Origin of the sequence: Aliivibrio finisterrensis, assembly GCF_008933155.1 — a bacterium.
GTDB classification, from domain to species: Bacteria; Pseudomonadota; Gammaproteobacteria; order Enterobacterales; family Vibrionaceae; genus Aliivibrio; species Aliivibrio finisterrensis.
Window position 1 is genome coordinate 1 of sequence record NZ_WBVP01000087.1, and the last position, 679, is coordinate 679.

1 protein-coding gene is annotated in these 679 nt (G+C 47.9%); it reads right to left on the reverse strand.

The features are described 5' to 3' along the window. Nucleotides 1-679 (reverse strand): hypothetical protein (locus tag F8B77_RS17690; RefSeq protein WP_167512870.1); only part of this gene is annotated, 679 nt, incomplete at both ends.

Here is a 679-nt window from a genome sequence, read left to right on the forward strand (position 1 = left end):
GTCGATCACGCTTGGCGCGGTTTGGGTATTATCTACCGCGTAGTTTTGGATCACTGTTAGGCTATCGATAAGTGTTTGTATCGAGGCAACACTTGTTAGTGACTGGCTGTCAATTTGTGCATTAATTTCCGCCAAGTTGTTGGCATCCACACCGGTAACGCCAAAGTCGGCATAACCACTCACTGATGGTGCTGGCTGCGTATTATCGGCCGCGTAACTTTGAATCACGTTGACACTGTCAGTTAGCGTCTGAATCGCAGCCACCGTGGTCAACGATTGGCTGCCTACCTGTCCATTGATTTCATTAAGATTAGTGGCACCGACACCAGTCACACCAATATCGGCATAATTTGTCACTGTTGGCGCGGTTTGGGTATTGTCAGCGGCATAACTTTGAATGATCGCTAAACTATCAACCACAGTTTGAATGCCTGCCACGGTAGTCAGCGATTGACTGTCCACTTGCCCGTTCACTTCACTGAGGTTATTGGCATCGACACCAGTCACACCAGTATCGGCATAATTTGTCACTGTTGGCTCGGTTTGGGTATTGTCGGCGGCATAACTTTGAATGATCGCTAAGCTATCAACCACAGTTTGAATACTCGCCACGGTAGTCAACGATTGACTGTCCACTTGCCCGTTGATGTAACTGAGATTATTGGTATCGACACCAGTC